The 26,504-nt window shown below is 64.0% G+C and carries 24 protein-coding genes and 1 tRNA gene; 11 read left to right on the plus strand and 14 right to left on the minus strand.

Going from position 1 to position 26,504, the window contains the following annotated elements; genetic code table 11:
- Positions 1-29: 29 nt before the first annotated feature.
- The 4 genes from FAZ11_RS17115 to FAZ11_RS17130 all read right to left on the minus strand — a co-directional run bounded on the left by FAZ11_RS17115 (position 30) and on the right by FAZ11_RS17130 (position 5,456).
- Positions 30-2,861 carry a valine--tRNA ligase gene (locus FAZ11_RS17115; protein ID WP_058774256.1) on the minus strand — a complete coding sequence of 944 codons (2,832 nt, stop codon included), beginning with the start codon at positions 2,859-2,861 and terminating at the stop codon, positions 30-32.
- Between the two features lie 87 nt (positions 2,862-2,948).
- Positions 2,949-3,311, minus strand: coding sequence for a hypothetical protein (locus FAZ11_RS17120; RefSeq protein ID WP_058774257.1), 363 nt, complete (start codon positions 3,309-3,311; stop codon positions 2,949-2,951).
- 5 nt (positions 3,312-3,316) lie between these two features.
- Positions 3,317-3,745 (minus strand): DNA polymerase III subunit chi, encoded by a 429-nt coding sequence (locus FAZ11_RS17125; RefSeq protein WP_058774258.1) that lies wholly within the window; start codon positions 3,743-3,745, stop codon positions 3,317-3,319.
- 211 nt (positions 3,746-3,956) lie between these two features.
- Positions 3,957-5,456 (minus strand): leucyl aminopeptidase, encoded by a 1,500-nt coding sequence (locus FAZ11_RS17130; RefSeq protein WP_058774259.1) that lies wholly within the window; start codon positions 5,454-5,456, stop codon positions 3,957-3,959.
- Between the two features lie 171 nt (positions 5,457-5,627).
- Here FAZ11_RS17130 and lptF point away from each other — a divergent pair, with 171 nt between their 5' ends.
- On the plus strand, positions 5,628-6,740 hold the full coding sequence (lptF, locus tag FAZ11_RS17135; protein ID WP_058774260.1) for an LPS export ABC transporter permease LptF: 1,113 nt from the start codon (positions 5,628-5,630) through the stop codon (positions 6,738-6,740).
- Positions 6,737-7,798: an LPS export ABC transporter permease LptG gene (lptG, locus tag FAZ11_RS17140; protein ID WP_058774261.1), complete on the plus strand. Its 1,062-nt coding sequence runs from the start codon at positions 6,737-6,739 to the stop codon at positions 7,796-7,798. The genes lptF and lptG overlap by 4 nt, the downstream gene beginning before the upstream one ends.
- Before the next feature lie 98 nt (positions 7,799-7,896).
- On the opposite strand, the gene FAZ11_RS17145 is transcribed toward lptG, so the two are convergent.
- The 3 genes from FAZ11_RS17145 to FAZ11_RS24695 all read right to left on the minus strand — a co-directional run bounded on the left by FAZ11_RS17145 (position 7,897) and on the right by FAZ11_RS24695 (position 8,982).
- A complete protein-coding gene (locus FAZ11_RS17145) occupies positions 7,897-8,214 on the minus strand; it encodes a hypothetical protein (RefSeq protein ID WP_058774262.1) in 318 nt (105 codons plus the stop codon).
- A gap of 101 nt (positions 8,215-8,315) precedes the next feature.
- Complete coding sequence (locus FAZ11_RS17150) at positions 8,316-8,774, minus strand: hypothetical protein (protein WP_058774263.1); 459 nt, start codon at positions 8,772-8,774, stop codon at positions 8,316-8,318.
- A gap of 34 nt (positions 8,775-8,808) precedes the next feature.
- Positions 8,809-8,982 carry a hypothetical protein gene (locus FAZ11_RS24695; protein WP_158295278.1) on the minus strand — a complete coding sequence of 58 codons (174 nt, stop codon included), beginning with the start codon at positions 8,980-8,982 and terminating at the stop codon, positions 8,809-8,811.
- A gap of 259 nt (positions 8,983-9,241) precedes the next feature.
- Here FAZ11_RS24695 and FAZ11_RS17155 point away from each other — a divergent pair, with 259 nt between their 5' ends.
- On the plus strand, positions 9,242-9,571 hold the full coding sequence (locus FAZ11_RS17155) for a DHCW motif cupin fold protein (protein ID WP_058774264.1): 330 nt from the start codon (positions 9,242-9,244) through the stop codon (positions 9,569-9,571).
- A 1,096-nt stretch (positions 9,572-10,667) separates the two neighbouring features.
- Here the strand turns inward: FAZ11_RS17155 and FAZ11_RS17160 are convergent.
- Positions 10,668-10,752: transfer RNA gene (locus FAZ11_RS17160), tRNA-Leu, on the minus strand.
- Positions 10,753-10,858: 106 nt separating this feature from the next.
- Here FAZ11_RS17160 and queA point away from each other — a divergent pair.
- From queA to FAZ11_RS17190, 6 genes are all read left to right on the plus strand, one after another.
- Positions 10,859-11,902 carry a tRNA preQ1(34) S-adenosylmethionine ribosyltransferase-isomerase QueA gene (gene queA, locus FAZ11_RS17165; RefSeq protein ID WP_058767764.1) on the plus strand — a complete coding sequence of 348 codons (1,044 nt, stop codon included), beginning with the start codon at positions 10,859-10,861 and terminating at the stop codon, positions 11,900-11,902.
- 10 nt (positions 11,903-11,912) lie between these two features.
- Positions 11,913-13,031, plus strand: a complete 1,119-nt coding sequence (gene tgt, locus FAZ11_RS17170) for a tRNA guanosine(34) transglycosylase Tgt (protein ID WP_058762223.1) — start codon at positions 11,913-11,915, stop codon at positions 13,029-13,031.
- A 147-nt stretch (positions 13,032-13,178) separates the two neighbouring features.
- Entirely contained in the window at positions 13,179-13,523 is a 345-nt protein-coding gene (gene yajC / locus FAZ11_RS17175; protein ID WP_058762149.1) for a preprotein translocase subunit YajC, read from the plus strand.
- 64 nt (positions 13,524-13,587) lie between these two features.
- Positions 13,588-15,456: a protein translocase subunit SecD gene (secD, locus tag FAZ11_RS17180; protein WP_058762150.1), complete on the plus strand. Its 1,869-nt coding sequence runs from the start codon at positions 13,588-13,590 to the stop codon at positions 15,454-15,456.
- Positions 15,457-15,466: 10 nt separating this feature from the next.
- Positions 15,467-16,372: a protein translocase subunit SecF gene (gene secF / locus FAZ11_RS17185; protein WP_058762151.1), complete on the plus strand. Its 906-nt coding sequence runs from the start codon at positions 15,467-15,469 to the stop codon at positions 16,370-16,372.
- A gap of 57 nt (positions 16,373-16,429) precedes the next feature.
- Positions 16,430-16,957 (plus strand): glycine zipper 2TM domain-containing protein, encoded by a 528-nt coding sequence (locus FAZ11_RS17190; protein WP_058762152.1) that lies wholly within the window; start codon positions 16,430-16,432, stop codon positions 16,955-16,957.
- Positions 16,958-17,100: 143 nt separating this feature from the next.
- Here FAZ11_RS17190 and FAZ11_RS17195 read toward each other — a convergent pair whose 3' ends face one another.
- The 4 genes from FAZ11_RS17195 to FAZ11_RS17205 all read right to left on the minus strand — a co-directional run bounded on the left by FAZ11_RS17195 (position 17,101) and on the right by FAZ11_RS17205 (position 20,651).
- On the minus strand, positions 17,101-18,141 hold the full coding sequence (locus FAZ11_RS17195) for an acyltransferase family protein (RefSeq protein WP_058774265.1): 1,041 nt from the start codon (positions 18,139-18,141) through the stop codon (positions 17,101-17,103).
- A gap of 284 nt (positions 18,142-18,425) precedes the next feature.
- Positions 18,426-18,977, minus strand: coding sequence for a hypothetical protein (locus tag FAZ11_RS17200; RefSeq protein WP_058762154.1), 552 nt, complete (start codon positions 18,975-18,977; stop codon positions 18,426-18,428).
- Positions 18,978-19,096: 119 nt separating this feature from the next.
- On the minus strand, positions 19,097-19,234 hold the full coding sequence (locus FAZ11_RS24800) for a hypothetical protein (protein ID WP_167371462.1): 138 nt from the start codon (positions 19,232-19,234) through the stop codon (positions 19,097-19,099).
- A 64-nt stretch (positions 19,235-19,298) separates the two neighbouring features.
- A complete protein-coding gene (locus FAZ11_RS17205; protein ID WP_058762155.1) occupies positions 19,299-20,651 on the minus strand; it encodes an MATE family efflux transporter in 1,353 nt (450 codons plus the stop codon).
- Between the two features lie 294 nt (positions 20,652-20,945).
- On the opposite strand from FAZ11_RS17205, the gene FAZ11_RS17210 reads away from it, so the two are divergent.
- Together FAZ11_RS17210 and bfr are read left to right on the plus strand one after the other, a co-directional pair.
- Positions 20,946-21,836, plus strand: a complete 891-nt coding sequence (locus tag FAZ11_RS17210) for a PA4780 family RIO1-like protein kinase (RefSeq protein ID WP_058762156.1) — start codon at positions 20,946-20,948, stop codon at positions 21,834-21,836.
- 120 nt (positions 21,837-21,956) lie between these two features.
- Positions 21,957-22,454, plus strand: coding sequence for a bacterioferritin (gene bfr, locus FAZ11_RS17215; RefSeq protein ID WP_058762157.1), 498 nt, complete (start codon positions 21,957-21,959; stop codon positions 22,452-22,454).
- 31 nt (positions 22,455-22,485) lie between these two features.
- On the opposite strand, the gene FAZ11_RS17220 is transcribed toward bfr, so the two are convergent.
- The gene (locus FAZ11_RS17220; RefSeq protein WP_137279385.1) at positions 22,486-25,032 is read right to left on the minus strand and encodes a PAS domain-containing sensor histidine kinase; all 2,547 of its coding nucleotides are present in this window, start codon (positions 25,030-25,032) and stop codon (positions 22,486-22,488) included.
- A gap of 100 nt (positions 25,033-25,132) precedes the next feature.
- A complete protein-coding gene (locus FAZ11_RS17225) occupies positions 25,133-26,461 on the minus strand; it encodes a bifunctional DedA family/phosphatase PAP2 family protein (protein ID WP_137279384.1) in 1,329 nt (442 codons plus the stop codon).
- Positions 26,462-26,504: the final 43 nt, after the last annotated feature.

Here is a 26,504-nt window from a genome sequence, read left to right on the forward strand (position 1 = left end):
AGGCCCGCCAGAGGGCGGGCCTGCATTGCTTACAGGGTGGCGATCTTCTCGCGCTGCTCCACCAGCTTGGCCAGGGCCTGTTCGGCTTCGGCCAGCTTGGCGCGTTCCTTCTCCAGCACCTCGGCGGGGGCCTTGGCGACGAAGCCTTCGTTGGCGAGCTTGCCGCCGACGCGCTTGACCTCGCCTTCCAGGCGGCCGATCTCCTTGTCCAGGCGTGCCAATTCGGCGTCCTTGTCGATCAGGCCGGCCATGGGCACCAGCACTTCCATCTCGCCGACCAGGGTGGTGGCAGACATCGGCGCTTCTTCACCGGCGGTCAGCACGCGGACCGATTCCAGCTTGGCCAGCTTGTTCAGCAGCGGCTCGAAGTCGGCCAGACGGCGCTGGTCCTCGGCACTGGCGTTGGCGACGATGATGTCGATGCGCTTGGCCATGGAGATCTTCATCTCGCCACGGATCTGCCGCACGCCCAGCATCAGCGCCTTGACCCACTCGATGTCGCCTTCGGCGGCGGCATCGATACGCGCCTCGTTGGCCACCGGCCAGGGTTGCAGCATCAGGGTCTCGCCCTGGACACCGGCGGGCGCCTTGAGACGCTGCCAGATTTCCTCGGTGATGAAGGGCATGAAGGGGTGCGCCAGGCGCAGCACCACTTCCAGTACCCGCGCCAGGGTGCGGCGGGTGCCGCGCTGACGCTCTAGGGAGGCGTTCTCGTCCCACAGCACCGGCTTGACCAGCTCCAGGTACCAGGCGCAGTACTCGTCCCAGACGAATTCGTAGAGCGCCTGGGTGGCCAGGTCGAAGCGGAAGGCGTCGAGCTGACGGGTCACCTCGGCCTCGGTGCGCTGCAGCTGGGAGATGATCCAGCGATCCACCGAGGACAGCTCGACGGGTTCGTCGTTGACGCCGGTGTCCTGGCCCTCGACGTTCTCCATGACGAAGTTCGCCGCGTTCCACAGCTTGTTGCAGAAGTTGCGATAGCCCTCGACGCGACCCATGTCGAACTTGATGTCGCGGCCGGTGGTGGCCAGGGAGCAGAAGGTGAATCTCAGGGCGTCGGTGCCGTAGCTGGCGATGCCATCGGGGAATTCGGCGCGAGTCTGCTTGGCGATCTTCTCCGCCAGCTTGGGCTGCATCAGGCCGCTGGTGCGCTTCTGCAGCAGGGTGTCCAGGTCGATGCCATCGACGATGTCCAGTGGATCGAGCACGTTGCCCTTGGACTTGGACATCTTCTGGCCCTGGCCATCCCGCACCAGGCCGTGGACATAGACGGTCTTGAAGGGGATCTGCCCGGTCAGGTGGGTGGACAGCATGATCATCCGGGCGACCCAGAAGAAGATGATGTCGAAGCCGGTGACCAGCACGTCGGTGGGGTGGAAGGTCTTGAGCGCCTCGGTCTGCTCGGGCCAGCCGAGGGTGGAGAAGGTCCACAGACCGGAGCTGAACCAGGTGTCCAACACGTCGTCGTCCTGGCGCAGGACGATGTCACCCAGGTCGTGCTTGGCACGCACCTCGGCTTCGTCGCGACCGACGTAGACGTTGCCGGCCTGGTCGTACCAGGCCGGAATGCGGTGGCCCCACCAGAGCTGGCGGCTGATGCACCAGTCCTGGATGTCGCGCATCCAGCTGAAATACATGTTCTCGTACTGCTTGGGTACGAACTGGATCTCGCCGCTTTCCACCACGGCGATGGCCTTATCGGCCAGGGGCTTGGTGGAGACGTACCACTGGTCGGTCAGCCAGGGCTCGATCACGGTGCCGGAGCGGTCACCCTTGGGCACCTTGAGGGCGTGGTCGTCGATCTTTTCCAGGCGGCCAGCGGCGTCCAGGTCGGCGACGATGCGCTTGCGCGCCTCGAAGCGATCCAGGCCGGCGTAGGCGGCGGGGAGGGTGGCGTCGAACATGCCATTGACGCTGCCGTCCAGGTTGAACACCTGGGCACCGGGTAGGATGGCCGCATCGGCGTCGAAGATGTTGATCAGCGGCAGGTTGTGGCGCTTGCCGACTTCATAGTCGTTGAAGTCGTGGGCCGGGGTGATCTTCACGCAGCCGGTGCCGAATTCGGGGTCGCAGTAGTCGTCGGCGACGATGGGGATGCGGCGGCCCACCAGGGGCAGCTCGACATACTGACCGATCAGGGCCTGGTAGCGCGGGTCTTCCGGGTGCACGGCCACGGCGGCGTCGCCCAGCAGGGTCTCGGGACGGGTGGTGGCGACCACCAGGTGATCCGCGCCCTCGGCGGTACGGGCGCCGTCCGCCAGCGGATAGCGCAGGTGCCAGAGGTGGCCCTTCTCGTCATGGCTCTCCACTTCCAGGTCGGAAATGGCGGTGTGCAGCTTGGTGTCCCAGTTGACCAGGCGCTTGCCGCGATAGATCAGGCCATCCTCGTGCAGGCGCACGAAGGCTTCCTTGACCGCCTCGGAGAGACCGTCGTCCATGGTGAAGCGTTCGCGCGACCAGTCCACCGAGGAGCCCAGGCGACGGATCTGCCGGCTGATGTTGCCACCGGATTCGTTCTTCCATTCCCAGACCTTCTCCAGGAATTTCTCCCGGCCCAGGTCATGGCGCGACAGGCCCTCGGCGCCGATGCGGCGCTCCACCAGCATCTGGGTGGCGATGCCGGCATGGTCGGTGCCCGGCTGCCAGAGGGTGTTGCGACCCTGCATGCGGCGGAAGCGGATCAGGGCGTCCATGATGGCGTTGTTGAAGCCATGGCCCATGTGCAGGCTGCCGGTCACGTTCGGCGGCGGGATCATGATGGTGTAGGGCTCGCCCGACCCCTGGGGCGCGAAGTAGCCCTGGCGTTCCCAGGTCTGGTACCAGGAGGTTTCGATGGCGTGCGGCTGGTAGGTCTTGTCCATGGAGGGGGCTTTTGTCGCTGGAAGAGGAAAGCCTCCGAGTATAGCGACTCCAGCCCGCCGACGGCAGGGCGCCTTGGCGCCCAGGAGTCAGGGACGTTGCAGCAGTTCGTCCAGGCGCTGCGCCAGCCGGCGCTGCAGTTCGGCTTCCAGGCGCGGCAGCTCTTCGTCGAGCAGCGCTTGGAGGATGGTCGGGGCTTCCTGGCGCAGGCGCACCTGGGCCAGGTCTTCGTGCGGCTCGCTCGGCGTCACGTCTTCGATGGCGTCCGGCACGATCTGGTCGAGCAGCGGCGGAATGGCCTTGAGGCGCTCGGCGCTGGGGGCGATGACGTCGGAGAGGATGGGAATGCCATCGGCGCTGCTCGGCTGGACAGCGTTACGGCTCTTGTCGAGTACCTGGCGGATGGCTTCGAGGTCTTGCAGGACGTGGGCGGGAGGCTTGGCGCTGGTCATGGGTATCACACGCGTGACAACTGATGATCCTGTAGAGCATAGCCAAGCTTGCGGTAGAAACGAAAACTCTCGCGCATCGCCTGCCGCACGTCCGGGGCCTCGACGACCACTTCGGCGACCCGGGCGAAACCCGCATGGCAGGGCGGCGGGGCAAGGGTGAGGTTGATCAGCAGCTCGCCGCGCTGATCGGCGGGCGTGGCCAGCCCCAGCACGACCGGGCTATCGGCGGCGGTTTCCGCCAGGTCATGAGGGATGAAGCTGTCGGGGCGGAAAGCCCACAGCTGCTCGTCCAGGCGTTGGCGTTGCTCGGCGTCGGCACAGTGCACATAGACCGGCATGCCCTGCTTCCAGGCCTTGTCCACCAGCCGACAGGCGAAGGCCAGCCGTGCCGCGGGATCGGTGGAGGGCAGGACATAGAAATCGACACGGGTCATGGGGATCACGAAGAAGGGGAGGGAAGCGGCAAGGCCGCGACGTGAGGGCGTCGCGGCCTCTATAGGCGTTAGCGCGTGTTCAAAGTCTCGCGAGCTAGAGCCAAACAAGGCGAAAAGACCTGAGGAAGCGGAGTTTACAAAGCGTAAATGAGCATTCCGAAGGTCTTTTCAACGCAGTTTGGCCGACGCGCAGCAGACTTTGAGCAGGTGCTTAGGCCTCGGCGGTGCGGTCGAGCAGGTACTGCACCAGCAGGGGCACCGGGCGACCGGTGGCGGCTTTGTCCTTGCCACCGCTGATCCAGGCAGTACCGGCTACGTCCAGGTGGACCCAGGGGTAAGCCTTGGCATAGCGCGACAGGAAGCAGCCGGCGGTGATGGTGCCGGCCTTGGGCCCGCCGATGTTGGCCATGTCAGCGAAGGGGCTGTCCAGTTGCTCCTGGTACTCGTCGTGCAGCGGCAGTTGCCAGACACGGTCGTCGGCGCGGTCGCCGGCCTGCTTGACCTGATCGATCAGGGCCTCGTCGTTGCCCATCAGGCCGGAGACCAGCGAACCCAGGGCGGTGATGCAGGCGCCGGTAAGGGTGGCGATGTCGATCACCGCCTTGGGCTGGAAGCGCTCGGCGTAGGTGAGGGTGTCGCACAGCACCAGACGGCCTTCGGCGTCGGTGTTGAGGATCTCGATGGTTTGGCCGCTCATGCTGGTGACGATGTCACCCGGACGGGTGGCGGTGCCACTGGGCATGTTCTCGGCCAGGGCCAGCAGGCCCACCACGCTGATTGCCGGCTTGAGCTCGACCAGGGCGCGGAAGGTGCCCAGGACGCTGGCGGCACCGCACATGTCGTACTTCATCTCGTCCATGCCGGCGGCGGGCTTGATGCTGATGCCGCCGGTGTCGAAGGTGATGCCCTTGCCGACCAGGGTGTAGGGTTGGGCGTTCTTGGCGCCGCCCTTGTACTGCAGCACCACCAGGCGCGGCGGCTGGGCGCTGCCCTGGGCCACGGCGAGGAAGGAGCCCATGCCCAGTTCGCGCAGCTTCTTCTCGTCGAGCACCTCGACGGAAAGCCCGGCGTCCTTGAACTGCTTGCCCAGGGCCTTGGCCTGGTCGGCCACGTAGATCGGATTGCAGATGTTTGGCGGCAGGTTGCCGAAGTCCTTGGCGTAGGCGGTGCCATGGGTGATCGCCAGGGCATGGGCCAGGGCGCGTTCGGCGTCCGGCTGGGAGGCCTTGGTGGTGACCAGGGTCAGCTTCTTCAGCGGGCGCGGATCTGCCTTCTTGCTCTTGAAGCGGTCGAACACGTAGTCGCCATCGGCCAGGGTCTCGGCCAAGAGGCGCAGGCGGGCGTAGCCGTCACGGTTCTTGACCGGTACATCGCCGAGGGCGATGGCGGCGTCGCTGCCGCCCAGGCTCTTGAGCACGCCCAGAGCGCCGCTGGCCAGCTTGCGGTACTGGCGGTCGGAAAGACCTTCGGCCGCGCCGCTACCCACCAGTAGCACACGCTCGGCCTTGATGCCGGGCAGATTGGTGAGCAAGAGGGTCTGACCGGCCTTGCCAGCGATGTCGCCGCGCTTGACGGCTGCGCTCAGGGCGCCGGACGTCGCGACGTCGACGGCACTGGCCGCTGCGTCGAGCGCGCCGCCTTCACCGACGGCCACGACCAGGGTGGCGGTTTTCAGGGTTTCCGGACGAGCGTTTTTGACGACGAATTCCATTAGGAGAAGCTCCCCAAGACAAACACATGAGTTCGCAGGATATAATGCGGGGCTTTCGCCAGGACCTTTCCCGGCGATCGGCCTTCAACGGGTGGGCCCTGTGACGCAAGCCATGCAGCCGAGCTAGTGTGAGCGTTCGCGCCAGAGCCTGACAACCCTGGAGAATCCTGTTTGATCGTCTTCCGCTATCTGTCTCGAGAAGTTCTCACCACCCTCGGTGCGGTCAGTGCCGTGCTGCTGGTGATCATCATGAGCGGCCGTTTCATCAAGTACCTGGCCCAGGCGGCGCAAGGCCTGCTGGACCCCGGCGTGCTGCTGCTCATCATGGCCTACCGTATTCCCGGCTTCCTCCAGCTGATCCTGCCACTGGGCCTGTTCCTCGGCTTCCTGCTGGCCTACGGTCGGCTGTACCTGGACAGCGAGATGACCGTGCTCACCGCTACCGGCATGAGCCCCGGCCGCCTGCTGGCCTACAGCATGGCGCCGGCCGCGGTGGTTGCCCTGGTGGTCGCCTGGCTGAGCCTGTCGCTGGCGCCGCTGGGCGTGCAGAAGGTCACCAGCATCCTCAATCAGCAGGATGCCATGACCGAATTCGATACCCTTGAGCCGGGGCGTTTCCAGTCGCTGCGGGACAACTCCCGGGTCACCTACACCGAGCGGCTCTCGGCGGATCGTAGTCAGTTGGGCGGTGTGTTCATTTCCGAGCGCAATACCTCGACCGCCGGCGGCAAGGACCGGGGCGTGGGCGTCCTGGTGGCCGATACCGGTCGTCAGGAAATCCATCCCGACGGCAGTCGCTACCTGATCCTGCAGAACGGCTTCCGCTATGACGGCGTGCCCGGGCAGGCCGACTACCGGGTCGTGCAGTACGAAACCTATGGGGTGTTGCTGCCCAAGCCTGAGGTGAGTGAGGACATCAGCGAGCGCGATGCCGTCACCACCGGCGAACTCCTGCGCAGCAACGAGCTGCAATATCGCGGCGAGCTGCAATGGCGGCTATCGCTGCCGATCCTGGTGTTCATCGTTACCCTCATCGCCGTGCCTTTGGCCAAGGTCAATCCGCGCCAGGGCCGCTTCCTCAAGCTGCTGCCGGCGATCCTGCTGTACATGGCCTATCTGTCGCTGCTGATCGCCGCTCGCGGTGCGCTGGACAAGGGCCGCCTGCCGCCGGCCATCGGGCTCTGGGGCGTGCACCTGCTGTTCCTGGCGCTCGGCCTGCTGCTGGCCTTCTGGGAACCGCTCAAGGCGCGTTTGCGCGGTAACAAGGCGGGGGTGGCGGCATGAACAAGCTCGATGGCTACATAGGCCGCACCGTCTTCGTCAGCATCCTCGCGGTACTCGGGGTGATCGTCGGTCTGGCGCTGCTGTTCGCCTTCATCGATCAGCTCGGCGACTTCGACGACAACTACGGCGTCGCCGAGGCGCTCAAGTTCGTGCTGCTCACCACGCCGCGGCATGCCTACGAGATGCTGCCCATGGCGGCGTTGATCGGCTGCCTGGTTGGTCTGGGTACCCTCGCCAGCAGCAGCGAATTGATCGTGATGCGCGCCGCGGGCGTCTCCCTCGGACGCATCGTCTGGGCGGTGATGAAGCCCATGTTCGTACTGCTCATCGCCGGTATCCTGATCGGTGAGTACGTCGCGCCCTGGACGGAGAACCTCGCCCAGAGCGGGCGTGCCCTGGCCCAGAGCGCCGGCAAGGCGCAGAGTTCGCGCCACGGCCTCTGGCATCGCCAAGGGCACGAGTACACCCACGTCAACGCCGTGCAGCCCAACGGCCTGTTGCTGGGGGTGACGCGCTATGAGTTCGACGACAAGCGTCACCTGCTGCAATCGAGCTTCGCCCAGCGCGGCGTCTATCGCGGCGATCACTGGGAGCTGGAAAACGTCAGCATCACCGACTTCGGCGATCGCCAGACCAGCGTGCGCCAGGAAGCCAAGGTGATCTGGAACGTCGAGCTCACCCCGCAGGTGCTCGATACCGTGATCATGGAGCCGGATGCGCTGTCGATCTCCGGGCTGTGGTGGTACATCCACTACCTGGCCGACCAGGGCTTGAACAACAAGAGCTACTGGCTGGCGTTCTGGTCGAAACTCTTCCAGCCGCTGGTGACCGCTGCCCTGGTGCTGATGGCGATCTCCTTCATCTTCGGTCCGCTGCGTTCGGTGACCTTGGGGCAGCGGATCTTCACCGGGGTGATCCTCGGCTTCGCCCTGCGGATCTTCCAGGACCTGCTGGGTCCCTCCAGCCTGGTGTTCGGCTTCTCGCCGCTAGTGGCCGTGCTGGCACCGGCGCTGCTCTGCGCGGTGGCCGGGGTGCTGTTGCTGCGACGGGCTGGTTAAGCGCGACCAGACGAATGCAGAGCGGCTCTCGGGTGTGTATCACCTGAGAGCCGCTCGCTACCTTTGGCAGTTGCTTCGAGACCCGCCGGCGCCTTCAGCTAGGCGGCGCCCTGACTCACCGGCTGCAATTGCAACCAGCTGGCGTGTTCCTCGCAGAACCTCAGGATCCGTTGAACGCGGCGGATCTGGTCTCTATGACGACACTCGCCCACCACGGTCCGCACCAGTAGATCGACGTTCTGCATATGGATCAGGCGCAGATCCGGGCTCATGTCGGGGAAGTCTTCCATCTCGCCGATGCGCGTCTCGCAACGCGAGAGCAGGCGATCGATGAAGTCCGAGGAGAAGCGGGCGGGAGACTGAGCGGTTTCCAGGTCATTGACCGCAACCTGGGAGCAGGGGGCTAGCGTTTCCATGCGCAAGGTCTCACGTCCGTAGCGAAGCCTTACTATTGCACGCTTTGCCCGCAGGATTCAGCTGCCGATTGTCAGCTGGCTGTGCGGTCGTCCCAGCGTTGTCAGCGCTGATTCAGCAGCGCTTTCGCTGCCGTATCCAGCAATGCCGCGCGTGCCTTAACGTAAGACAGCTTGCGCTGCAGGTCGGCTGGATGGTCGATGGTGAGTCCCGCGAGATAATCCCGCCAGGTCGTCAGGTAGACCTTCTGGGCATTGCGTAGCGCTCGATCCTGGCCGGTGGGCAACTGGCGGGTCGCCTCGCTTGCCACCGCGGTGGCCGTCGTCTGGCAGTCACTCAACTGCTGGCGAAAGCCCGGCAAGCGCGCCTGCTCGCCGGCCAGCCGGGCGTTGTTGCCATTGAGCACCAGCAATTCGCAGCGATAGAGCGCGCTGTGCAGTCGCGCCTGCAGCGTCCAACTGGGCGAGCGACCCCACTCGCCATCCTGGTCGACCGGTCGCTGCACGGCGCAGCCCTGTAGCCCAAGCAGCAGGACGATCAGCAGAGGCGCGGTTCTACTCATAGCCAGTTCTCGGCAATCGGATCGAGCGTGCAGCCTACTGGTAGCGTTCCCATTCGTGATACTTGTCCATCAGATAGTTACCGACTGGCTGCCGATGCTTGCAGTCCTCACCGCTCAAGGGACTGGGCTCGCAGAGCGGGCCGGCATCGCTGTAGTGGCTGCAGCCGCTCAGCAGCAGGGCGAGGCCTGCTAGGAGTAGTACTTTCAAAAGGCATCCTTCCTCACGATTAGGGCGGGTGTGGTGATCAAGAGCGTCCCTGAACAGTGGGGGCGCATTCTTAGAGTACAAAAACCGCATCGAGGGGGAGTTTTGCTAGGCGAAGGGTGATGCCGATACCCGGCACGGACTCCAGTGGATGGGCGACGCTCTACTTCCGTAAGTATCGAAGAAATCCGTCCGATCTGTATCGCTTTGTCGTCCTACGACTTGGTTAGTATGCCCTTCTTTACGTTTGATCGAGGCCAGTATGCAACTCAACGACATTCCATTCGGAACCACCGATTGGTCGAAAATCGAACCTACCGTCCATCCTGGCGAAACCGGCTCAGCCCTTTGGCGTACCTGCCAGTTCGGGGCAGTACAGGTCCGCATGGTCGAGTACAGCGCGGGTTACCTAGCCGATCACTGGTGCAGCAAGGGGCATATTCTGCTTTGCCTGGACGGTCGACTGGACACAGAGCTGGCCGATGGTCGCGTCTTCACCTTGACCGCCGGCATGAGCTACCAGGTGGCCGACAATGCAGAGGCGCACCGATCATCGACTGCTACGGGCGCTAAGTTGTTTGTCGTGGATTGATTCTTGTATCGAGGGAGGATGCTAAAGGGGCGTTAGACAGGCCCTGACCAGGTCAGAATTTTTTCAGTGGGTTTTGTTAGAGACGATGACTACGGAAAGCTATGCCTGTGAATTCACTGTTGAGCGTTATGGATTCGATTTTTCTGACGAGTTGTTTTCCACTGTGCCCAAATCAGGCCAGTGGAAAGAAGACCGAAGAATCCAGAACCCACCCACCGGGAAGTGACTTCTAGCTGAAACCTGTCTGGGGAGGTTGCACGATAGATTGGCGGCGTTTGACTCTTAGAGCTTAGGGATATAACGCCTGTCTTCTGTGCTTCCAGCGCGATGTGCGCTAGTCCTAAAGAAAAGCTGAGTCCCGCTATGATGAATAGGGCAAAGCGTCCCTTACCAAGAGGAAGCTTGTCGTTTGGATACATTCCTTTGCGCCTCCAAGGTATACATGTAAGGCTCAATCAAGCCGGACAGCTTGTTGGTTTTTTCCTGGGTGGTAGCCCGTCGTCAAGCGTATGCGAACTCTGCCAGTTGTGTTGAAGTTCAGAACCTGCCGATATTCCGTCATGCTTGCGTAGTGTTTAGATAACCCACGGCCAGCCTCCCCATTTTGTACTAGGACAGAAGGATAGACGCGCTATCGAAGCCTTTGGACAGTTCAACTAGGTCGACTTCCATACCACGCGATTAGGCAAGAGCCAACAGTACGCTGACAAAAAGCAGAATGGCTACGAATGTGATATCCAAGACAAGGGCGAGCCACCATGCTATCCGGGGGTAATTTCTAACCCAGCGCCAACCACGTTCGCCGTTCTTGAGCTCTCTGTGGATATCCCACCCAAAGGACGCGGCTTCGAAGATTGCGCCAATAAGGTTGAGCACTTGGCACCTCCTAGTACCTTTGGAATTCAGCGCAGCTCATAGAGCACTCATCACGCTTCCGAGACACCTCCGGCACAGCTTTTCACAAATGCTCGAACCCAGTAAATCGCTATTCTGTGAAGGGATACGTCGGAAGAATCTTATGGGCACAAAAAAACCGCCTCGATGGGCGGTTTCTCTGGCTTCCATGGATCACAAAGGACGCACGGAAAGTGATGCTTGGTGCCCCGGGGGAGACTCGAACTCCCACTCCTTTCGGAAACGGATTTTGAATCCGCCGCGTCTACCGGTTCCGCCACCGGGGCAATGGCGGCGGAGTATAGGGATGGTCGCCGGCCGGGTCAATCCAAAGTGCGTTGGTGAAAAAGGCCGCTTCCGGTAAGCTGTGCGGCCTTTCGAGATCTACCTGCCATGCACGTCGCCGACTTCCATTTCGACCTTCCCGAATCCCTCATCGCCCGTCATCCGCTGGCCGAGCGCCGCGGCAGTCGATTGCTGGTGCTCGACGGCCCCAGCGGTGAGCTGAGCCATCGCCACTTCGCCGATCTCCTGGGCTATCTGCAGCCGGGCGACCTGATGGTGTTCAACGATACCCGGGTGATCCCGGCGCGGCTGTTCGGTCAGAAGGCCAGTGGCGGCAAGCTGGAGATCCTGGTGGAGCGGGTGCTGGACGAGGAGCGGGTGCTGGCCCATGTGCGTTCCAGCAAGTCGCCCAAGCCGGGCAGTCGTATCCTCATCGACGGCGGCGCCGAGGCCGAGATGGTCGCGCGGCATGATGCGCTGTTCGAACTGAAATTCGCCGAACCCGTGCTGCCGCTGTTGGAACGGGTCGGGCATATGCCGCTGCCGCCCTATATCGACCGGCCCGACGAGGCCGAGGATCGCGAGCGCTACCAGACCGTCTATGCGCGCAACGCCGGTGCCGTGGCTGCCCCTACTGCCGGGCTGCACTTCGACGAGCCGCTGCTCGAGGCCATCCGCGCCAAGGGCGTGGCAACCGCCTTCGTCACCCTGCACGTCGGCGCCGGTACCTTCCAGCCGGTGCGGGTGGAGCGCATCGAAGACCACCATATGCACCGCGAGTGGTTGCAGGTGGATCAGGGCGTGGTCGAGGCCGTGGCCGCCTGTCGGGCGCGTGGCGGTCGGGTGATCGCGGTCGGTACCACCAGCGTGCGCTCGCTGGAAAGCGCCGCGCGCGACGGTGAGCTCAAGGCCTTCGCTGGCGAGACGGACATCTTTCTCTATCCCGGTCGGCCCTTCCACGTGGTCGATGCCCTGGTGACCAATTTCCACCTGCCCGAATCGACCCTGCTGATGCTGGTGTCGGCCTTCGCCGGTTACCGCGAGACCATGGCTGCCTATGCGACCGCCGTGGCCGAGGGCTATCGCTTCTTCAGTTATGGCGACGCCATGTTCATCACCCGCAATCCCGGGGCCCAGGGCCCGGAGAGCTGATATGAGTTTCATGAATTTCGAATTGCTGGCCACCGAGGGCAAGGCCCGGCGTGGTCGTCTGACCTTTCCCCGCGGCGTGGTCGAGACCCCGGCCTTCATGCCGGTCGGCACCTATGGCACGGTCAAGGGCATGCTGCCCGACAGCGTCGCCGACATCGGCGCCCAGATCATCCTCGGCAATACCTTCCACCTCTGGCTGCGGCCCGGGACAGAGGTGATCCAGCGCCACGGCGACCTGCACGACTTCATGCAGTGGCAGGGGCCGATCCTCACCGATTCCGGCGGCTTCCAGGTGTTCAGCCTGGGCGCGCTGCGCAAGATCAAGGAGGAGGGGGTCTACTTCGCCTCGCCGGTGGATGGCGCCAAGGTGTTCATGGGACCCGAGGAATCCATGGCCGTGCAACGCGCCCTGGGCTCGGACATCGTGATGATCTTCGACGAGTGCACCCCCTATCCGGCCGACTTCGATACCGCGCGCCGCTCCATGGAGCTGTCGCTGCGCTGGGCCAAGCGCTCCCGCGAGGCCCATGGCGACAATCCGTCCGCGCTGTTCGGCATCGTCCAGGGCGGCATGCACGAAGAGTTGCGGCTGAGATCCCTGGAGGGCCTGGAAGGCATCGGCTTCGATGGCTACGCCATTGGCGGTCTGTCGGTGGGCGAGCCCAAGGAAGAGATGATCCGGGTGCTGGACTTCCTGCCGCCGCACCTGCCCGCCGACAAGCCGCGCTACCTGATGGGCGTCGGCAAGCCGGAAGACCTGGTGGAAGGCGTGCGCCGCGGCGTCGACATGTTCGATTGCGTGATGCCCACCCGCAATGCGCGCAACGGCCACCTGTTCATCGACACCGGCGTGCTGAAGATCCGCAATGCCGTGCATCGCCATGACGAGTCGCCGCTGGACCCGACCTGCGACTGTTACACCTGCAAACATTTCTCCCGCGCCTATCTGCACCATCTGGATAAATGCGGGGAAATGCTGGGGAGTATGCTGAATACGATCCACAACCTGCGGTACTACCAGCGCGTGATGGCCGGTTTGCGCCAGGCTATCCAAGAGGGTAAATTGGCCGACTTTGTGGACGCCTTCTATGCCCGGCGCGGCCTGCCTACACCGCCGCTCGGCAGCTGAGAGCCCCTGTTCGATCGTTGAAGCGAGACGGCGTTCTTTCGCCGCTCGCCGAGGGAGCGAGTCTGGGGTCCGAGGTCGTCGAGACGGTCGAGAGCGACCGCCGGGCTATCTTCTTTTCCGTCATCCAACTCTGCAAGGAGTAGTGCAATGAGTTTTCTGATTTCCACGGCCCAGGCCCAGGAAGCTGCCGCGCCGGCCGCCAATGCCGCACCGGGGGGTGAATACATTCAGTTCATCTTCCTGATCGGCTTCGTGGTGATCTTCTATTTCTTGATCTGGCGTCCCCAGGCCAAGCGCACCAAGGATCACAAGAACCTGCTCGGCGGCTTGCAGAAGGGCGACGAGGTGGTGACCACGGGTGGCATCGCTGGCCGTATCAACAAGGTCACCGACGATTTCGTGGTGCTGGAAGTGTCCGACAACGTCGAACTCAAGTTCCAGAAGGGCGCCATCGCCGCGACTCTGCCCAAGGGCACCCTGAAGGCACTCTGAGCCTTCCTAAATCTAGCTAACACCGGGGCGCGCAAGGCGCCCCGCCTTTATCTCGGGCGGTGTCATGCTCAACAAATATCCCCTCTGGAAGTACCTGCTGATCCTGGCCGTACTGGTCGTGGGCGTCATCTACGCGCTACCTAATCTGTACCCCGACGATCCGGCCGTGCAGATCAGCGCTTCCAGCACCGAACGCAAGGTCACCCAGGCCGATCTGGACCGCGCCACCGCGGCGCTGACGGCCGCCAAGCTGGCGGTCAAGGCTGCCACGCTCAACGAGACCGGAACCCGCGGCCTGATTCGCCTGACCCGTGCGGACGATCAGTTGCCGGCCCAGGACGTGGTGCGCAAGGCGCTCGGCGACGACTTCGTGGTCGCCCTCAACCTGGCACCCACCACGCCGCACTGGCTGCGCAGCATCGGTGCCAGCCCCATGAAGCTGGGCCTGGACCTCTCCGGTGGGGTGCACTTCCTGCTGGCCGTGGACATGGACAAGGCCGTGGATGCACGCCTGAAGGTCTATGACAACGAGGTCAAGACCCTGCTGCGTCGTGAGAAGGTGCGCTATCGCAGCATGCCCGATCAGAACGGCGCCCTGCAGCTCGGCTTCACCGACGCCGCCGACCTGCAGCAGGCCGAGAGCCTGATCCGCAAGAACTACAACGATTTCACCCTGACCACCGACACCCGCGGCGATCTGCAGGTGCTGCGTCTGCAACTGACCGATGCCAAGCTGCGCGAGATCCGCAACTACGCCGTCACCCAGAACCTGACCACGGTGCGCAACCGGGTCAACGAACTGGGCGTGGCCGAGCCGCTGGTACAGCGCCAGGGCGCCGATCGCATCGTGGTCGAACTCCCGGGCGTGCAGGATACCGCCGAAGCCAAGCGCATCCTCGGCAAGACCGCCAACCTGGAATTCCGCCTGGCGGCGACCCCGGATACGCCGCGTGCCTCCACCGAGAGCTTCGAGTTCCGCGAGCCGGGTCGTCCGGCGGTACCGCTGGAGCGTAACGTCATCATCACCGGTGACCAGGTCACCGACGCCTCGGCCAGCTTCGACGAGAATGGCCGGCCCCAGGTCAACATCCGTCTGGATGGCCACGGTGGCGATCTGATCAACCGCGCCACGCGCAGCAACGTCGGCCGCAGCATGGCCGTGGTGTTCATCGAGCAGCGTCCGGTCACCCGCTACACGAACCAGACCGTCGATGGCGTGCAGAAGGAAGTGGCGGTACCCGGCTTCGAGGAGGAGCGGCACATCATCAGCCTGGCGACCATTCAGTCGGCCCTGGGCAACAGCTTCCGCATCACCGGCCTGAACGGTTCGGGCGAGGCGTCGGAGCTGGCGCTGCTGCTGCGTGCCGGTGGCCTGGCGGCACCCATGTACTTCGCCGAAGAACGCACCCTCGGCCCGAGCCTGGGCGCCGACAACATCAAGAAGGGGGTCGACGCCTCCATCTGGGGCATGGTCTTCGTCTCGCTGTTCCTGATCGCCATCTACCGTTTCTTCGGTTTGCTGGCGACCATCGCCCTGGGCTTCAACATGGTGCTGCTGATGGCCTTGATGTCCATCCTGCATGCTACCCTGACGCTGCCGGGTATCGCCGGTATCGTCTTGACCATGGGCCAGGCGGTGGACGCCAACGTGCTGATCTTCTCGCGGATTCGTGAAGAGATCGCCAATGGCATGCCGATCCAGCGCGCCATCCACGAGGGCTTCAGTCGCGCCTTCACGGCGATCCTGGACTCCAACCTGACGACCCTGCTGGTGGGCGCCATCCTGTTCGCCATGGGCACCGGGCCGGTCAAGGGCTTCGCCGTGACCATGTCGCTGGGTATCTTCACCTCCCTGTTCACCGCCATCTTCGTGACCCGCGCCATGGTCAACCTGATTTATGGCGGCCGGAACGTCAAGAAGCTGTGGATTTGAGGACGCGGCGATGAAAAAGACCATCAACTTCATGGGCGTACGCAATATCGCGTTCGCCATCACCGTCCTGTTGACCCTCCTGGCGCTGTTCAGCTGGTTCTACAAGGGACTCAACTTCGGCCTGGATTTCACCGGCGGTACCCTGATCGAGCTGCGCTACGAGCAGCCGGCCGACCTGAGCAAGATCCGTCAGGAATTGCATGGTGCCGGCTTCGAGGAAGCGGTGGTGCAGAGCTTCGGCGCCACCACCGACGTGCTGGTGCGGATGCCTGGCGATGACCCGCAACTTGGTCAGAAGGTGACTACCGCGCTGCAGAAGGCGAGCACTGACCGCTTCAGCCTGACCCGGACCGAGTTCGTCGGTCCGCAAGTGGGCGAGGAGCTGCGCGATCAGGGCGGGCTGGGCATGCTGCTGGCCCTCGGCAGCGTGATGCTCTACGTGACCTTCCGCTTCCAGTGGAAATTCGCCGTGGGCGCCATCGTTTCGTTGATCCACGACGTGGTGGTGACCCTGGGCCTGCTGTCGTTCTTCCAGGTCACCTTCGACTTGACGGTGCTGGCGGCGGTACTGGCCATCATCGGTTACTCGCTCAACGACACCATCGTGGTGTTCGACCGGGTGCGGGAGAACTTCCGGGTCCTGCGCAAGGCCAGCCTGATCGAGAACATCAACGTGTCGACCACCCAGACCCTGTTGCGGACCCTGGCGACCTCGATCTCGACCTTGCTCGCCGTGTTGGCGCTGCTGATCTTCGGGGGCGACAACCTGTTCGGTTTCTCCCTGGCCCTGTTCATCGGCGTGCTGGCCGGTACCTACTCGTCGATCTATATCGCCAACGTGGTGCTGATCTGGCTGGATCTGAAGAGCGAAGATCTGATTCCGCCGCCGGCCAAGGAACTCGACGATCGCCCCTGATGTCCTAGGCATGGCAAAGGGCCTGTGCCCGCTATGACAGGTAGTCAGGAGGTTGTAGTGAACAAGTCGATGCTCGTAGGAACGGTTCTGGGTGTTGTGGTGGCCACCGCAGGTGGCGCTGTAGCTTACAGTTTCGTCGACCGCGGGCCTCAGTACGCCGAGGTCGTGGCCGTTCAGCCGGTCAAGGAAACCATCAAGACCCCGCGCGAGGTCTGTAAGGACGTAGCGGTGACGCACCGCCGTCCGGTTCAGGACCAGCACCAGATCGCCGGTACCGCCGTAGGCGCGGTCATCGGTGGTCTGCTGGGCAACCAGGTCGGCAACGGCAGCGGCAAGACGCTGGCAACCATCGCCGGCGCCGTTGGCGGTGGTTACGCCGGCAACAAGGGTCAGGAATACCTGCAAGACCGCGATACCTATACCACTACCCAGACCCGCTGCAGCACGGTTACCGACAGCAGCGACAAGGTGGTGGGCTATGACGTCAAGTACCTGCTGGATGGCAAGCTCGGTCAGGTTCGCATGGACCACGACCCGGGCAAGCAACTGGAAGTGAAGAACGGCCAGGTGCTGGCCAGCCAGTAATGCCTACCCAGGCGTGATGCCTCAGGCTTCAGCCAATTGAAAAGCCCGCTACCAGGCGACTGGTAGCGGGCTTTTTCATGGGGCTCGTTCGGGCTTCGAAGCGCTGCGGCCAGGATGTCAAAACAGCCTGGCCGGAGTGTCACTCAGATGGCCGGACGGGGGGTTTCAGCTTTGGGCCGAAGCCACCGCCGTGCGGAAATCCACGCCGGCGCCTCGAACAGGCCGTTGATGTGGCGGGCTTCCAGCAGCTTGGCAACCGCTACCGGCACCAGGATGCCGAAGGCGCAACCCAGGACGATATGCAGCAGGCCGTCGTTGATATGCAGTCCTTTGCTCAGGATGATGCGGGCGCCACTGCCGCTCAGCACGTGCATCACGTAGATGGGCATGGACAGGGCGCCAAGGGTCAGTACCCACTGCAGCGGCCGCTGCGCCAGTACCATGCAGGTGCTGGTGACGAAGATGATGCCATTGAGTGCCAGCACCAGGGTCGCCAGGCCGCGGTCGGTGTACACCAGGCCCAGCAGGCCATGGAACCAATACTCGAGGACCACGAACAGCAGGCCCGAGCCCAGCATCACGCGGCCAGCCTGTTCTTCGATGGCCTGCTTGAAGTTGTTGAACCAGACACCAAAGGCGAAGAAGACGAAGTTCTGCGCGGTGAAGGTAAAGAAGAAATCTTCCGGGCCGGCATTCTGGAACAGATAGACCAGGGCGCCAAAGGCGAATACGGCGAAGAAGGCCAGCGGCTTGGCCCAGCGGTAGGCGAGCATGGCCAGGCAGAACACCAGGAACAGCGCATAGAGGAACCAGAATTGCTGGCGTGGCTCCCAGACCGTCAGGACCTCGCTGAAGCTCACGCCACCGTTGGTATAGCGTGACAGCATGGCCTCGACCGAGCCCTGCAGCAGCGACCAGACCAGGAAGGGATAGACGATGGTATCGATCTTGTTCACCAGCAGGCCGCCGGTGCCGCGCTTGATGAAGGAGCTATAGAAGAACAGGCCGGACAGGAAGAAGAACAACGGCATGTGGAAGGTGTAGATGACGCTGTCCACCAGGCCGTGGAATTCGGCGTCCTGGAGGATGCCGGCGTTGAGCAGGCCGCGGACGACGTGACCGTAGACGACCAGCACGATGCCGATGGCTTTGGCATAGTCGACCCAGAGATTGCGAGTGTTCATTGAATGATCCTTTTCAAAAGAGAACCTGTGCAGTAAGAGCGAAGCGCTGAGGCAAAGGAAAGCGTGAGCGCTGCGACGCCGAGGCGTGCATCGCGACAGGTTCGATCATGGTAGGACTCCCGAAGGAACGACGTCCGTTGATAGCCGGTTACAGGAAGGGCTCCTTGCCCGCGTTCTGACCATGGCTATCTGCCATTGTTCATGGCTCGTTTCGGGGTGGATGTGACCGGGGCGACACTTTGGCAGCCCAGCCGGCAATTGTCCGACGAGCTGTAACCGAATGTTTAAAGTGACTGTTTGAGCAGCTGGAGTTGCTTCTCCTTGAGGAGTTGTTCGTAGCGGGGAGAACTGTAGATGAGCAGCACCTGTTTCTTGCGCGCCGCCCGGGCGCTGAACTTGTAGAAGACGGTGTCGTGATCGAAGGCCAGATAGGCTTGGGCATCGTCGTCATGAGCCAGGCGTTCGAAGGCTTCGGTGGACGATTGCGAGGAAGGTTTACCGTATTTTTGGGTCAGGCCCTCGGCGATCAGGAATGACTGGGCCAGGGGCGTGACGATGGAAAAACGCAGAAACTTGCCATCGATGAAGAAGGCGCCGGCCTCGACCTTTTCGCCCGCGAACGCCAGATCGTCGCAGCCCAGGTAGTCCACTCCGGGAATGTCGATCTTGCGCGGTTGGAAGGTACACAGCCTGTGGTCGAGAAAGGTCTTCTGGTCGACGCCGAAGGCGATGCCGGCATAGCCGTCGACCGCCCGGGCGAGCGGCGCCACGAATACCGACAGCAGCGCCGACGCGAGCGCGAAAGACCGGGGCGACAGGCGGGACCTGACGGACATGGTGAGCTGGATTCCCTTCACGAAGGCGCTAAGACTGACTTATCCGGACGATGCTAGAAGCTCCGCCAGCGCTTTGCCATCGTAATCGACGGCTTTTGTCGAGGCGTTCAGGCTTGGCGTCAGGCGACGCCTGGCGGAATCTGGTCTTTGCCGTAATCCTTGAGCTTTTCCAGGTTCTCCGGCTTCTGGTGCTCGGGTATCGCGTCCTGGTCGGCGGGAGTGTCCTGGGGTTCCCGATCTTGGGTGTTGTCACTCATGGCAGCGCTCTCGGCAGAGGATTCCCGACTTGGAGGGGAGCGCCTGCCCAAGGGTTCCGCCAGCTCAGGTGGTGGGCCGTTCGCTCAGCCAGCCTTCGCGCTCGGCCAGGCGCCAGGCCAGCGCGGCGGAAATCAGGCCGCGCAGGGCCATGAAGGTGAGAAAGGCGAGCCATAGCCCGTGGTTGCCCAGCCCGCGCAGTAGCCAGCCGAGCGGCAAGGCCAGCAGCAGGGCCAGGAGCATGGCGTTGCGCATCTCCCGGGCACGGGTGGCGCCGATGAAGAGGCCGTCCAGAAGGTAGCTGGCCATGGCGATCAATGGCAGCAGGGCGAGGTAGGGCAGGTAGGCATGGGCTTCCTGGCGGACCGCGACGATATCGCTCTGCCAGGCGACGAAGACATCGCCGAACAGGGCGAAGGCCAGGGCGAATACCAGGCTGGCCAGCAGCGACCAGCCACCAGCGATCACCAGCACCCGGCGCAGGATGATGCCCTGGCGTGCGCCCAGGGCATGGCCGGAGAGGGCTTCCACGGCGTGGGCGAGGCCGTCCAGGGCGAAGGCGGTGACCAGCAGGCCGTTGAGTAGCAAGGCATTGGCGGCGACCGTCGTTTCGCCCAACTGGGCGCCCTGGGCGGCGAACAGCAGGAAGACCGCTTGCAAGGCCAGCGAGCGGATGAAGATGTCGCGATTGACCGCCAGCAGCGGTCGCCAGCTGGCCAGGCGTCGCAATGCGGTACGGTCCACCCGACCCGGCCATTGCCGCAGACGGCGGATCACCAGCCACAGACCGAGCAGCACGCCGCCCCACTCCGCCAGTACCGAGGCCAGGGCGATGCCCTGCACGCCGGCGCCCAGGCCGAGCACCAAGCCGGTCACCAGTACTAGATTCAGGGCGTTGGTGGTGAGCAACAGCACCAGGGGCGTGCGTGCATCCTGGGTGCCGAGCAGCCAGCCGATCACGGCGTAGCTGAGCAGGGCGGCCGGCAAGCCGAGCAGGCGCAGGTGCAGGAAATGGCTGGCCAGTTCGGCGAAGGCCGGGTCCAGGCCGAGCCAGGTGAGCAGGGGATCGAGGGTCAGGCTGGCGACCAGCAACAGCACTAGCGACAGGCCCAGACCCAGTAGACCGGCCTGCAAGAGGATCTGGCTCAGGGACGCGCCATCCGCACGGCCACTGGCCTGGGCGGCGAAGCCGGTGGTGCCCATGCGCAGGAAGGCGAGGATGCCGAGCAGGGCGGTATAGAAGGCGCCACCCATGGCCACGGCGGCGAGCTGACGGGCTTCCGGCAGATGGCCGGCGATGGCGCTGTCGACCAGGGTGACCAGCGGCACGCTGAGGTTGGACAGGATCATGGGCGCGGCCAGGGCCCAGACGCGGCGGTGCAGCTCGGGGTGGCGCCAGTCGGCGAGCAGGGAGGACATGAGGGGAATCGCAGCGGCGGTAGAGGCGTCATTGTAGGGTAGCCGAGGCGGCTGGTCCTGCGCTGGTTGCCGCCTGCTGCCCAATAACTCTGAGCCAGCGGTTATCAGGCCGAATGGCGTCGTGTTCTCGCTTTCTTCGCCGGTTGCGCGCGCAGTCGGTCATGGCCGAGGAATCTTGTCCGCTTCGATGAGTCGCACGCTGAGGGCGATGCCGACTTCCCTTTCTGGGCGTCTGGCTTGAAACTTGCGTCATAAGTCACTGTGACGACCGATAAGAAGGAGCTGGAACCGGCGATGAAAACTCCCAAACGCATCGAGCCGCTGATCGAGGACGGCTTGGTCGATGAGGTGATACGGCCGCTGATGAGTGGCAAGGAGGCGGCGGTCTATGTGGTGCGCTGTGGCCGTCAGGTGCGTTGTGCCAAGGTCTACAAGGAAGCCGACAAGCGCAGCTTCCGCCAGGCCGCCGAGTACCAGGAAGGGCGCAAGGTCCGTGGCAGTCGGGAAAATCGCGCCATGGCCAAGGGCTCCAAGTTCGGTCGACGCGAGCGCGAGGACAACTGGCAGAATGCCGAGGTGACGGCGCTCTATCGGTTGGCTGACGCCGGGGTGCGGGTCCCCAAGCCCCATGATTTCCTGGATGGCGTGTTGCTGATGGACCTGGTGACCGACGGCAATGGCGAGGCGGCCCCCCGACTGAACGACGTGACGCTCACCGCCGAGGAGGCGCGGCGCTATCACGATCTGATGATCGGCCAGATCGTGCGCATGCTCTGCGCTGGGCTGGTCCATGGTGACCTGTCCGAATTCAACGTGCTGCTGGCCGAGGATGGCCCGGTGATCATCGATCTGCCCCAGGCGGTGGACGCCGCGGGCAACAACCACGCCTTCCGCCTGTTGGCGCGCGATGTGGAGAACATGGCGCTGTACTTCGGTCGCTTCGCCCCGGAGTTGCGCAAGACCCGCTACGCGCCGGAAATGTGGGCGCTGTTCGAAAAAGGCGAGTTGTACGCCAACACCAAGTTGACCGGCGAATTCGTCGAGCGCGAAGGGCAGGCCGATGTCCATGCGGTGATGCGCGAGATCGAGGCGGCGCGGCGTGACGAGGAGCGGCGGCAGGCGGCCCGGCGCGAACAGGACGAACCCAGTGCGCGGGAGGAGCCACCACCGCCCTGGCTAAGCTGATCGTGAAGCAGAACGATTAGCGCTGCGATGAGACGAACGGCCCCAGCGGTCGGGCGATGAACGGTCCTGCCTCAGTCGCAGCGCGCTAAACTGGGCACTGAACAGCACAGGACTCTTTTCATGCAAGGTCATCCGGACGTCATCAACTATCTCAACGAACTGCTGCGCGGTGAACTGGCGGCGCGCGACCAGTATTTCATCCACTCGCGGATGTACGAGGATTGGGGGCTGATGCGGCTGTACGAGCGGATCGGCCATGAAATGGAAGAGGAAACCCAGCACGCCGATGCCCTGCTGCGCCGCATCCTTTTCCTCGAAGGCACCCCGGACATGAGACCCAACGCCATCACCGTCGGCCAGACCGTGCCCGACATGCTGCGCGCCGATCTGGCGCTGGAGTACGAGGTGCGCGAAGCCCTGGCCCAGGGCGTGGCGCTGTGCAACCAGCACAAGGACTTCGTCACCCGCGAGATCCTGGTCGCCCAGCTCGAAGACACCGAGGAAGACCACGCCTACTGGCTGGAGCAGCAGTTGGGTCTGATCGACAAGATCGGTCTGCAGAACTACCTGCAATCGCAGATGAAAGGCGGCTCCACGCCCCACGGCGCTGGTCTGTGAAAGGGCCTGACCGGCGTCCGTGAGACGTCGGTCAGGCGTCGTCGCGAGCGTCCTCGGGCGCTCGCGGCAGATAGAGCGAGATACAGGTGCCGATACCTGGCGTGGTGTCTACCTGGATCTGGCCACCGGATTGGTGCACGAAGCCGTGGACCATGGACAACCCCAGTCCCGTCCCCTGGCCCGGCGGCTTGGTGGTGAAGAAGGGATCGAAGATGCGCTCCCTGATCTCCGGCGCGATACCCGTGCCGGTATCTCTTACCTGAACCCTCACGAAGTCGCCCTCGACGAGTCCCTCCGGCCAGTTGGCGGCCTGCTGCGGCAGATTGGTGGTAGACAGCACCAACTGCCCGCCTTGGGGCATGGCATCGCGAGCGTTGATCGCCAGGTTGAGCAGAGCACTTTCCAGCTGTACCGCATCGATGACCGTGGGCCAGAGATCGGCCGCCGGTTGTGCCTGGACGTCGATTGCCGGCCCGACGCTACGGCGGATCAGTTCTTCCATCGCCAGCATCAGCTCGTTCACGTCGGTGGACTTGGGCTCCAGGGTCTGCCGCCGGGAAAAGGCCAGCAGGCGTTGCGTCAGGGAGGCGGCGCGGGCGGCGTAGGCCTGGGCCCCGCTCAGCAGACGGTCGAGCTGATCGGTGCGCTGCTGCTGCAGGCGGCGGTCGATCAGTTCCAGGCTGCCGATGATGCCGGCCAGCAGGTTGTTGAAGTCGTGGGCGATGCCCCCGGTCAATTGGCCGATAGCTTCCATTTTCTGCGCCTGATGCAGCGCCTGCTGCGCCTGGGTCAGTTCGGCGGTGCGCTCGGCCACCCGTTGCTCCAGGGTTTCGTTGGCGGTACGCACCGCCCGGAACAGCTGTGCCTGTTCGATGGCGAGCGCCGCGCGGGCGGCCAGGGCGGTCATTAGACGCTCGTGGCGAGCGTTGAAATGGTCGGGCTCGGGGTGGCCGAAGAACAGCCGGCCAAGCATGACGCCGCTACGAGCCACCACGGCGACCGCCAGGTAGCTGCGCACGGGCAATCGCTCTGCCGGCCAAGCGAGGTGCGGGGTGCCGACCAGATCCTTGCAACGCACCACGCCCTGCTGAGCCAGGTTGGCGGCGAACAGGGCACTGGCGTCAGTCTCGCCGAGGGCGGCGAAGGCGTTACGGCCGGCGCCAGAGAGGGTGAATAGGTGCAGGCACCCCTCGTGCTCCGTCGGCTCTCGTTCGAAATAGGCGCCAACGTGCGCGTCGGTAAGTTCGACGCCGGCATCGGTCACCGTTTGCACCAGATGCGCCAGATCCAGTTGGCTCGCCAATTCCGTATCGATGCGTTTGAGCGCTTCCAGCGTCCGGGTTTCCTCGCGCAGCTCGGCCTCGGCCTGCTTGCGGTCGCTGATGTCGACGATGAATTCGAAGGCGCTGCCGTCGGGCAGGCGTTTGGCTGCCACCAGCGCCCAGCCGGTGGAGCCATCGCGCCGGACATAGTGGCGTTCGTCCGGTGGCAACTGGTCGTCGGCGTGCCGCAGGTCTGGTGCGGACCAGGCGATGCGGTTCTCCTGCAGGTCCTGGCGATCGTATCCACTCATGCGCAGAAAGGCGTCGTTGGCATCGATCAGGCGGCCATCGGCAGCGAAGCAAAGGGCACCCACCGTTTCGATTTCCAGGGCGGTACGGAAGCGTCTTTCACTGGCTTCCAAGGCCGCCTTGGCCAGATGAGCCTCGGTCACGTCCTGACCTTGGCAGAAGATGCCGATCACCTGGCCCTCTTCATCGGTCAGGGGTTCGTAGATGAAATCCAGGTAGAGGGTACGTGCCGGCTCGCCTGCAGCCTCCAGGCGCAAAGGGGTGTGCTCGGCGACGAAGCGTCGACCGCTCTGGTAGACCTGGTCCAGCCACTCGAAATAGCCCTGGCCCTCCAGTTCGGGAAAGACCTCGCGGACGGTATGGCCTTCGAAGGAACGCTCACCGAACAGCCGGCGATAGGCGACGTTGACGAAGTCGAAGGTGTGCTGCGGGCCGCGGACGATGGTGACGAAGCCTGGCGCCTGCTCGAACATGCGGCGCTGGCGGGCGGCGTCGGCGGCGCGGCGACGCTCTTCGAGAATCCGCTGGGTGGTCTCGTGGCCCTGGTTGAAGATCCCGGCGATCTCGCCGCCTTCACCGCGGATCGCCGTGAAGCTGTAGTTCCAGTAGGTCTCGGTAACCACGCCCTGGCGCACCATGGGCAGTAGCTGGTCGAAGACGGAAAAACCCTGGCCGCTGCTCAGCACCTGCGCGAACTGCGGCCCGACCACCGGCCAGATGTCCTGCCAGACCTCATGGCCGGGACGGCCCAAAGCCCAGGGATGGCGCTCGGCGGGAATCGGTGCCCAGGCGTCGTTGTAGAGTAGCAACAGCTCGGGCCCCCAATAGATGGCGGTGGGGAAGCTCGAATTCAGGCAGATGCTGAGGGCGGATCTCAGGGACTGCGGCCATTGGGAGGGCGGGCCCAGGGGCGAGTCGGACCAGTCGTGGGTGCGCAGCCGCGCCCCCATTTCCCCGCCGCCGGCGAGAAAATCCAATTCGTTCCAGTCGGCAATCTGCGCTGCCATCAATTGCCTCTCCCAATCCACTTCTGCGATTCCAGGCGTTCAGACCACAATCGAACTGGAACTGCAGGACCGCGGCAATATTTTTTGGTTCACCCACCCATCAGGCACGAGGTGCGTAACGTTCGATGGCCTCCGGCAAGGCCCAGCCGGCGGCGAAGGCGAAGACCAACAGGATCAACGGCAGCAGCACCATCCAGGTCCGCGTCGGTATCGCTTCGAGGCGGTTGCCGCCGGTTTTCTGCAACAGCGCCAGGCTCAGGCCACAGAAGCCGCCAGCGAGCAGGGCGCCGGCGAGGATGTCGGTGGGCCAGTGCACGCCCAGGTAGACGCGGCTGAGGGCGATAAGTACCGCTGGCAGGGCGGCGATCACCAGCCAGGCGAGGCGACCGCGCGGCCCATAGCGGCGTCCGGCCAGGATGCCCAGGGTCAGGAAGAAGGCGAAGGAGGCCGAGCTGTGGCCGCTGGGCAGGCTGTAGGTGGTCAGCGGCTCGGCGAGGACGTCCGGCCGCGCCCGGGCCAGCAGATTCTTCAACTGGCCGTTGGCGAGCGCGGTACCCAGGGTGGTGCCCAGGGCGAACAGCAGCGGCCGCCACTGGCGGAAGGCGGCCAGCACCAGGATCAGCACCGCCGCGACGATCAGCTGGGTACGGAAGTCGCCCAGGCGGGTGATGACCACGGCGACGCCATTGAGCCAGGTCTCGCGATGCTCCTGGATCAGGGTCATCAGGCCTTCGTCGAAGGCGCGCAGGTGGTGCCAGCCGAACAGCAGCGCCAGCAGACCGGCCAGGCAGAGCGCGCCGCTGAGCAGGGTGGTACCGGCGCGTTCCCGCCAGGTGCCATGGCTGATGACCGCCACCAGTACCGCGACGCTACCCAGGACGATACCGGCCTGCTGCCAGAAGCCCTCCGGAAGCGGCAGGCGGAAGGCGGCGCCGGTCACCCAGCCCGGGCCGAGATAGGCGATGGACCAGCCGGCGGCCGCCACCAGGCTGACGCTGACGAATTTCACCAGAGGCATGTCGAGCATGCCGGCGATCAGCGGCAGCAGCGGGCGCAGCGGGCCGATGAAGCGGCCCACCAGCAGGCTGGCGACGCCGTAGCGGTGAATGAAGCCTTCGGCCGAACCTATCCATTCCGGATGGCTGCGCAAGCCCGGCAGGCGGCGGATGCCCTGGTGGAAGCGCCGGCCGATGAAATAGGAGATCGCATCGCCAAGGATGCCGCCGAGAAAGCCCAGCAGCAGGGTGTCGAACAGATCGAGCGCACCGTTGCCGGCGGCGACGGCCACGGCGAACAGGATGACCGTACCGGGCACTACCAGGCCGGCCAGGGCCAGGCATTCGAGAAAGGAAATGATGAAGATGGCCGTGCCCAACCACTGGTGGTGCTGGTTGATCCAATGGGTCAGGCCGTCGAGCAGTTCCGTCATCTAGAGGCTTCCTGGGTCCGGGGATGCGTCCTCAGACCCATGG

Origin of the sequence: Pseudomonas rhizoryzae (assembly GCF_005250615.1) — a bacterium.
Lineage (GTDB): Bacteria > Pseudomonadota > Gammaproteobacteria > Pseudomonadales > Pseudomonadaceae > Chryseomonas > Chryseomonas rhizoryzae.

Coding starts and splice junctions, on each gene's coding strand:
- FAZ11_RS17115 (WP_058774256.1), bottom strand. CDS start 2,861: ATGGACAAGACCTACCAGCCGCACGCCATCGAAACCTCCTGGTACCAG.
- FAZ11_RS17120 (WP_058774257.1), bottom strand. CDS start 3,311: ATGACCAGCGCCAAGCCTCCCGCCCACGTCCTGCAAGACCTCGAAGCC.
- FAZ11_RS17125 (WP_058774258.1), bottom strand. CDS start 3,745: ATGACCCGTGTCGATTTCTATGTCCTGCCCTCCACCGATCCCGCGGCA.
- FAZ11_RS17130 (WP_058774259.1), bottom strand. CDS start 5,456: ATGGAATTCGTCGTCAAAAACGCTCGTCCGGAAACCCTGAAAACCGCC.
- lptG (WP_058774261.1), top strand. CDS start 6,737: ATGAACAAGCTCGATGGCTACATAGGCCGCACCGTCTTCGTCAGCATC.
- FAZ11_RS17145 (WP_058774262.1), bottom strand. CDS start 8,214: ATGGAAACGCTAGCCCCCTGCTCCCAGGTTGCGGTCAATGACCTGGAA.
- FAZ11_RS17150 (WP_058774263.1), bottom strand. CDS start 8,774: ATGAGTAGAACCGCGCCTCTGCTGATCGTCCTGCTGCTTGGGCTACAG.
- FAZ11_RS17155 (WP_058774264.1), top strand. CDS start 9,242: ATGCAACTCAACGACATTCCATTCGGAACCACCGATTGGTCGAAAATC.
- queA (WP_058767764.1), top strand. CDS start 10,859: ATGCACGTCGCCGACTTCCATTTCGACCTTCCCGAATCCCTCATCGCC.
- tgt (WP_058762223.1), top strand. CDS start 11,913: ATGAATTTCGAATTGCTGGCCACCGAGGGCAAGGCCCGGCGTGGTCGT.
- yajC (WP_058762149.1), top strand. CDS start 13,179: ATGAGTTTTCTGATTTCCACGGCCCAGGCCCAGGAAGCTGCCGCGCCG.
- secD (WP_058762150.1), top strand. CDS start 13,588: ATGCTCAACAAATATCCCCTCTGGAAGTACCTGCTGATCCTGGCCGTA.
- secF (WP_058762151.1), top strand. CDS start 15,467: ATGAAAAAGACCATCAACTTCATGGGCGTACGCAATATCGCGTTCGCC.
- FAZ11_RS17195 (WP_058774265.1), bottom strand. CDS start 18,141: ATGAACACTCGCAATCTCTGGGTCGACTATGCCAAAGCCATCGGCATC.
- FAZ11_RS17200 (WP_058762154.1), bottom strand. CDS start 18,977: ATGTCCGTCAGGTCCCGCCTGTCGCCCCGGTCTTTCGCGCTCGCGTCG.
- FAZ11_RS24800 (WP_167371462.1), bottom strand. CDS start 19,234: ATGAGTGACAACACCCAAGATCGGGAACCCCAGGACACTCCCGCCGAC.
- FAZ11_RS17205 (WP_058762155.1), bottom strand. CDS start 20,651: ATGTCCTCCCTGCTCGCCGACTGGCGCCACCCCGAGCTGCACCGCCGC.
- FAZ11_RS17210 (WP_058762156.1), top strand. CDS start 20,946: ATGAAAACTCCCAAACGCATCGAGCCGCTGATCGAGGACGGCTTGGTC.
- bfr (WP_058762157.1), top strand. CDS start 21,957: ATGCAAGGTCATCCGGACGTCATCAACTATCTCAACGAACTGCTGCGC.
- FAZ11_RS17220 (WP_137279385.1), bottom strand. CDS start 25,032: ATGGCAGCGCAGATTGCCGACTGGAACGAATTGGATTTTCTCGCCGGC.
- FAZ11_RS17225 (WP_137279384.1), bottom strand. CDS start 26,461: ATGACGGAACTGCTCGACGGCCTGACCCATTGGATCAACCAGCACCAC.